Genomic DNA, 8,039 nt, shown 5'->3' on the forward strand with positions numbered 1-8,039 from the left:
CACCCACACCCCCCGCCGCGCCGCCATCAGCGCCTTCGGCATCAGCGGCACCAACGCCCACCTCATCATCGAAGAACCCCCCACCAGCACCAGCACACCCACCACCAGCACCGACAACCAGACCGACGACGAGAACGAAACCGGGACCGGTGAGGACGTCGCCGACGGCGGCGCGCGGCGCCTGCCCTGGGTGCTCTCGGCGCGCACCGAGCCGGCGCTGCGAGAGCTGGCCCGTCGCCTGCACGACGCCGTGGCCGACGAGTCGCTCGACCTGGCCCGTACCGGGCTCGCGCTGGCGACCACCCGGGCCCGGTTCGACAGCCGAGCCGTGGTCCTCGCGGCGGACCGGGCCGAGCTGCGCGCCGGGCTGTCGGAGCTCGCCGAGCATGGCCTGGCCGCCGATCTCACCTCCCGGGCGACGACGACCGCACCGGTCCGGGTGGTGTTCGCCTTTCCGGGCCAGGGCTCGCAGTGGCCGGGCATGGCGGCGGCGCTGTACGCACAGAGCACGGTCTTCCGCGACCACATCCACGCCTGCGCGGACGCGCTGGCCCCGCACACCGACTGGTCGCTGGTGGACGTGGTGCGCGACCTGCCCGGCGCCGCCTCGCTGGACCGGGTCGACGTCGTACAGCCGGCGCTGTTCGCCGTGATGACGTCGCTGGCCGCCCTGTGGCGGTCGGCCGGCGTCCGCCCGGACGCGGTCATCGGTCATTCGCAGGGCGAGATCGCCGCCGCCCACGTGGCCGGCGCGCTGAGTCTCGCCGACGCCGCGCGCATCGTCGCCCTGCGCAGCCGCGCGCTGGTCGAGCTGGCCGGCGCGGGCGCGATGGCCTCGGTGGCGCTGCCCGCCGCCGACGTCGCCCCGCTTCTGGCGGACATGCCCGGGTCCCTCGCGGTGGCCGCGGTCAACGGTCCCGGCGCGACGGTGGTGTCCGGCGACCCCGCGGCCGTCGACGCGCTGCTCGCCCGCTGCGCCGCCGACGGGATCCGGGCACGGGCCATCGCGGTGGACTACGCGTCCCACTCCCCGCAGGTCGACCTGCTGCGGGACCGGCTGGCCCGGGAGCTGGCCGACGTCCGCCCGCGTTCGGGCGAGGTCGCGTTCTACTCCACCGTCACGGCGGGGTTGTTCGACCCGCCCGGGCTCGACGGTGACTACTGGTTCCGCAACCTGCGGGAACCGGTCCGGTTGACGGAGACCGTCAAGGCCCTGCACGACGACGGCCACCGGCTCGTCATCGAGATCAGCCCGCACCCGGTCCTCGCCCCGGGGCTCGTCGAGACGTTCGACAGCCTCGAGGAGGTCCGCCGGCCCGGGGCGGCCGGCCGGCCCACCGTGACAGCGGCCACCGGCCGTGAGCCTGTCGGCGGCACGGTCCTGACCACCCTGCGCCGGGAGGCGGGCGACTGGGACCGCTTCCTCACCTGCCTGGCCGAGGCCCACCTGCACGGGCTGGCCGTCGACTGGCGCCCGGCCTTCCCGCCGGTCACCCCGGCGCCGGTCGACCTGCCCACCTATCCGTTCCAGCGCCGCCGCTACTGGATTGACACCCCGCCCGCGAGCGTCGACGCGGCCGCGATCGGCGTGGGCGACGCCGATCATCCGCTGCTCGGCGCGGTGGTGGAGGTGGCGGGCGAACGGGGCCTGGTCGCCACCGGCCGGCTCTCACCGCGCACCCTGCCCTGGCTCGTCGATCACGGCGTGGGCGACACCGTGCTGCTGCCCGCCACCGGATTCCTCGAACTCGCCGGGTACGTGGGCGAGCGGGCCGGCCTGCGGCAGCTGGTGGAGCTGACCCTGCACGCACCCCTGGTGATCCCGGACGACGCCGACGTCCGGGTGCAGGTCGTCCTCGACCCGCCGGGCGAGGACGGTCGGCGGGCGGTGAGCATCCACGCTCGGCGGGAGGAGGACGACACGCTGGCGACCGGCGCGCCCTGGACCCTGCACGCCAGCGGCCTGCTGGCCGAGGACCCCTCCGCACCCGACGCCCCGGTGGCGGCCGACTGGGCCGGCGCCGAGCCGGACGGGGCCTGGCCGCCACCGGCGGCCGTCGCGTTGACCGACGGCGACCCGTACGCGCTGCTGGCCGACCACGGATACCACTACGGTCCGGCGTTCCAGGGTCTGCACGCCGCGTGGCGGCTCGGCGACGACCTGTTCGCCGACGTCCGGCTGCCCGAGCCGGAGCGGTCCAACGCCTCGGCCTACCTGCTGCACCCCGCCCTGCTCGACGCGGCGCTGCACCCGATGGTCCTGCGTCAGCTCCCACGGCGCGCCGGCACGGACGACGGGAACGCGACGGACCGGCGGATCCAGCTGCCCTTCTCCTGGCGGGACGTGCGGATCTCCGGCCAGGCACCGACCCACGTCCGGGTCCGGCTCACCCCCGCCGGACCGGACACGGTCGAGCTCACCGTCGCCGACGCGACGGGCGCCGTCGTCGCACACGCCGGCGCCCTCATCACCCGCCCGACCGACCTCGACCGTCTCGCGGGCAGCGGCGACACGCTGCACCGCGTCGTGTTCACCCCCGCCGGACCGGACGAGGCCGCCGCCCCCGCGGGACCGGTGGCGGTCGTGAGTGACGACCACGGCCCGCTGGCGGCGAACCTGCGCGCCGCCGGAGTCGAGGCCCAGGTCCACCCCGGCCTCGGCGAGCTGTGGTCCGCGGTCGGTGCCGGAGCACCCGAACCACCCTGGGTCCTGGTCGACCTCACGGCGGCCGCGTCGGCGCCCGCCACCGACGACGGCACCCGTGCCCTCCTGCACCGCACGCTGGCCCTGGCACAGGCGTGGCTCGCCGCCGACTCCACACCTCCCGGCGCGTCCACGGCCGCGCACGACTCGCCGCCCGCCGGCGATCACCCGAACGACGACGAGGGCGCACCCGTCCGCGCGCCGGCGGCCGGCGGCCGCCTGGCGTTCGTGACCCGCGGGGCGCTCGCCGTCCCTCCCGACGACGACGCCCCCGATCCGGCCGCGGCCGCCGTCTGGGGACTCGTGCGCACCGCCCAGCTGGAGGAGCCGGACCGCTTCGCCCTGCTCGACGTCGACGGTCACCCGGACTCGGCGGCGGCGATCCCCCGGGTGCTCGCCGGCGGGGCCGCGCAGGCGGCCATCAGGGCCGGCCGCGCCCTTCTGCCCCGGCTGGCCCGCGTCGCGGCGGCGCCCGCCCGCGACGCCGCCTTCCCCCGCGATCGCACGGTCCTGCTGACCGGCGGCACCGGGACGCTGGGCGCCGAGGTCGCCCGCCACCTGGTCGGCGCCCACGGTGTCCGCCATCTCCTGCTGGCCAGCCGGCAGGGTGACGCCAGCCCGTCGGCGGCGGCCCTCGTGGCCGAGCTGACCGCGCGCGGCGCCGACGTCCGGGTGGCCGCCTGCGATGTCGGCGACCGGGCGGCGACCGCGAGCCTGCTCGCCTCGGTCGACCCGACGCACCCGCTCGGCGCCGTCATCCACGCCGCCGGGGTGCTCGACGACGGCCTGCTGTCCGCGCTGACGCCGCCGCGCCTCGACGGGGTGCTGCGGCCCAAGCTGGCCGCCGCCCGCCATCTCGACGAGCTGACCCGCGACCTCGACCTCACCGCGTTCGTGCTGTTCTCCTCCGCCGCCGGCACGCTCGGCAGCCCCGGGCAGGCCGGGTACGCGGCCGCGAACGCGGCGTTGGACGCGCTCGCCGCACGCCGCCGCGCCGCGGGCCGACCGGCGGTGTCCCTCGCGTGGGGCCTGTGGGCGCCGGCGAGCGGGCTGACCGCCGAGCTGACCACGGTGGACCGGGCGCGCCTGGGCCGGCTCGGCATGGCGCCGATGGCACCCGCCCAGGCGCTGGCCCTGTTCGACGCCGCCCTCGACGGGACCGAGCCGGCGGTGCTGGCCGCCCGGCTGGACCTGGCGCGGCTGCGCCGCCAGGCCGAGCAGGGCGAGGTCCATCCGCTCCACCGCGGGCTGGTCACGGCCACACGGCGGCGGGCGCGGGCCGCGCACGCCTCCCGCCCGGCGCCGGACGCCGACCCGGGCGGCGCCGGTGGACTCGCCGCACGCCTCGCGGCGCTCGACCCGGCCGGGCGGGCCGCCCTGCTGCTGGAGCTGGTCAGCCGGCACATCGCCACGGTCCTGGGCCATGACGACGTGGACGCGGCCGCCGTGGCGGCCGACCGCGGCCTGCTCGACCTCGGGTTCGACTCGCTCACCGCGGTGGAACTGCGCAACCGGCTCGGTGCCACGACGGGTCTGCGGCTGCCGACCACGCTGGTCTTCGATTATCCGACGCCGGCGGCGATCGCGCGGCACCTGCTCGCCGAGCTGACCCCTGATCCGCCGACTCCCGGCGACCCGCTGAGCGAACTGGACCGGCTCGAGGCCGCCCTGAGCGCCGGTGGAGATCCCGACGACGAGCGGCACGCGCGGGTCGCCACCCGCCTCGCCGATCTCCTGCGGGCCTGGAACGACCGGCGGGAACCCGCCCCACCCGACCCGAACAACGATCTCGCCACGGCGACCGACGACGAACTGTTCGACGCGCTCGACCGCGAGCTGTCCACCGACGGCGGCCCGGACGCGTCCCAACTGGCCTGGGAGGGATGACGGTGGTGCGCAGCGAGGACGCGGCGGAGACGGCCCCGGCGAGCGGGACGGCCCAGCCCGCCACCGCGGCCGCCGCCGGCGGCGGTGGCGTCGAGGGCCGGCTACGGGACTACCTGCGCCGGGCGACCACGGACCTGCGCGAGGTGCGCCGGCGCCTGCGGGAGGCCGAGGAGCGCGACCACGAGCCGGTGGCGATCATCGCGATGAGCTGCCGCTACCCCGGCGGCGTCCACTCGCCGGAGGATCTGTGGACACTCGTCGCGGACGGCCGCGACGCCATCTCCGACTTCCCCACCGACCGCGGCTGGGACCTCGACGCCCTCGCGCACCCGGACCCCGAGCACCCGGGCACCTCCCACGCCCACGAGGGAGGCTTCCTCGCGGACGCCGCGGACTTCGACGCCGAGTTCTTCGGCATCACGCCCCGCGAGGCGCGGGCCACCGACCCCCAGCAGAGACTGCTGCTCGAGACCAGCTGGGAGGCCCTGGAGCGGGCCGGCATCGACCCCGCCGACCTGCGCGGAAGCGACACCGGCGTGTTCGTCGGGGTGATGTACGACGACTACGCCTCGCGGCTGCGCCCGGCGCCGCCGGGATACGAGGGCTACCTGGTCAACGGCAGTGCCCCGAGCGTGGCGTCCGGCCGGATCTCCTACACCCTCGGCCTCGAGGGCCCGGCCGTCACGATCGACACGGCCTGCTCGTCGTCGCTGGTGGCGATGCACCTGGCGGCTGCGTCACTGCGGCGGCGGGAATGCGCCCTCGCGCTCGCCGGCGGTGTGTCCGTGATGGCCACGCCCGCCGTCTTCGTCGAGTTCAGCCGCCAGCACGGCCTGGCCGCCAACGGGCGCTGCAAGCCGTTCGCCGCCGCCGCGGACGGCACCGGATGCTCCGAGGGGGTGGGGCTGCTCCTGCTCGAACGCCTCGCCGACGCACGCCGCCACGGCCATCGGGTGCTCGCCGTGCTGCGCGGCAGCGCGGTCAACCAGGACGGTACGAGCAGCCAGCTGACCGCGCCGAACGGGCCCTCCCAACAGCGGGTGGTCCGCCGGGCGCTGGCCGACGCGCGCCTGCGGCCCGACCAGGTCGACGCGGTCGAGGCCCACGGCACCGGCACGGTACTGGGCGACCCGATCGAGGCACAGGCGCTGCTCGGCGTCTACGGGCCGCACCGGCCCGCCGGGCAGCCGCTGTGGCTCGGCTCGGTGAAGTCGAACATCGGGCACACCCAGGCCGCCGCCGGTGTCGCCGGTGTGATCAAGATGGTGATGGCGATGCGGCACGCCACGCTGCCCGCCTCGCTGCACATCGACCAGCCGACGCCGCATGTGGACTGGTCGGCGGGAGGTGTCGAGCTGCTGCGCGAGCGCCGCCCCTGGCCGCGGCGGGACGGCCCGCGCCGCGCCGGTGTGTCGTCCTTCGGCATCAGCGGCACGAACGCGCACGTCATCATCGAGGAGCCCGCCGGGATCGAGAACGACGACGCCGCCGGCACGCAGGGCATCGACGGCGCGGACAGCGCGCACGGCGCGGAGGGGGCGCACCGCGCGGAGGGGGCGCACGGCGTCGACAGCGCGCAGGGCGCGCCGGACCCGAGCGGCCAGCCGGATCCCGGGCCCCATCCGTTCCTGCTCTCGGCCCACTCCGCGCCGGCACTGCGCGGCCAGGCCGCCCGCCTGCGCTCCTGGCTCGACGACCACCCCGGCGCCGATCTCGCGGACGTCGGGCACGCCCTGCTCACCACCCGCGCCCAGCTGGATCGCCGCGCGATCGTCAGTGCCCGCGATCGCGACGATCTGCGCGCGGGCCTGGCGGCGCTGGCCGCGGATCGCCCGCACCCGGCCGTGGTGCTCGGCGCGCGGCGCGCCGCGGGGCGCACCGCCCTGGTCTTCTCCGGGCAGGGCAGCCAGCGTGCCGGGATGGGCCGGCAGCTGTATGCCCGCGCACCGGTGTTCGCCGCCGCCTGGGACGAGGCGTGCGGCCACCTCGACGCGCACCTCGACCGTCCGCTGTCCGTCGTCGTCGTCGCCGCGGCCGACGACTCGCCGCACGCGCGGCTGCTCGACCAGACCGCCTACACCCAGAGCGCCCTGTTCGCCCTGCAGGTGGCGCTGGCCCGCCATCTCGCGGACGCCGGGATCACCGCGGACTACCTGCTCGGGCACTCGATCGGCGAGCTCGCCGCCGCGCACATAGCCGGGGTGCTGTCGCTCGCCGACGCCTGCACGCTGGTGGCGGCCCGCGGACGGCTCATGCAGGCGCTGCCGGCCACCGGCGCGATGGCGGCCATCGACGCCCCGGAACACGAGGTCGCCGCCTCCCTCGACGGCCTCACCGACGACCTCGCCGGGGACACGCGCGCGACGGTGACGATCGCCGCGGTGAACGGCCCCGCCGCCACCGTGGTCTCCGGGGACGCCCCCGCCGTCGACCGGGTGGCGGCGCTCTGGCGGGAGCGGGGCCGGCGGGCGACCCGGCTGCGGGTCAGCCACGCCTTCCACTCCCCGCACATGGACGCCATGCTGGCGCGGTACGGCCAGGTGGCCGCCGAGCTGACCTACCGGGCACCGAACGTGCCGATCGTCTCGACGCTGACCGGCACCCTCGCGACGGCCGATCAGCTGGGCTCGCCCGACTACTGGGTCCGCCAGGTCCGCGAGGCCGTCCGCTTCCATGACGGCGTGACCTGGCTGCGTGCCCAGGGAGTGTCGACCTGCCTTGAGATCGGCCCCGGGGCGACGCTCAGCGCGATGGCCGCCGGCCACGACCACCACCCGGATGGCACCGGCCCCGACTTCGTGGCCACCCTGGCGTCCGGCGTCACCGAGGACGACGCCGTGGCGCGGGCCATCGCCCGGGTGCGGATCGGCGCCGACCGGGTCACCTGGCCCGGCTCACGCGCCCGCGGACCGGCGGTGCATGCCGACCTGCCGACCTACGCGTTCACCCGCACGCGGTACTGGCTCGACGCGGCGCCCCAGGCGAGCGACGTGGCCGGCGTGGGCCTGGCGGCGACCGGGCATCCGTTGCTCGGCGCCGCCCTCGACCGGGCCGACGACGGCGGCGCGGTCCTCACCGGGCGCCTGTCGCTGCCCGCGCAGCCCTGGCTGGCCGACCACGCCGTCGGGTCCGCGACCCTGCTGCCCGGCTCGGCGTTCGTCGAGATGGCGCTGGCCGCCGGGCGGCACCTGGCCTGCGACCGGCTCGAGGAGCTGGTCCTGCGCGAACCGCTGTCCCTGGCCGCGCGGGAGGCGGTCGCCGTCGAGGTCACCGTCGCCGCGGCCGACCCGGCGGGACGCCGGGCGATCGAGGTGTACGCGCGCCCGGCCGACGAACCGGGGGCGGCGTGGCGGCACCACGCCACCGGCGTCCTGAGCGCTGGGGCCGCTGCGACGACGACCGAGCCCGACCTGGACGCCGTGCCCAACCCCGACCCCGGGCCCAACCC

General features: G+C 77.1%; 2 protein-coding genes. Both read left to right on the forward strand.

The window, feature by feature from the left end:
* Positions 1 to 4,591 (forward strand): type I polyketide synthase (locus C1A33_RS15465; RefSeq protein WP_115537960.1); only part of this gene is annotated, 4,591 nt, incomplete at its 5' end.
* A gap of 5 nt (positions 4,592 to 4,596) precedes the next feature.
* Positions 4,597 to 8,039 (forward strand): type I polyketide synthase (locus C1A33_RS15470; RefSeq protein WP_243407585.1); only part of this gene is annotated, 3,443 nt, incomplete at its 3' end.

It is taken from the genome of Frankia canadensis (assembly GCF_900197875.1).
Classification (GTDB): Bacteria; Actinomycetota; Actinomycetes; order Frankiales; family Frankiaceae; genus Frankia; species Frankia canadensis.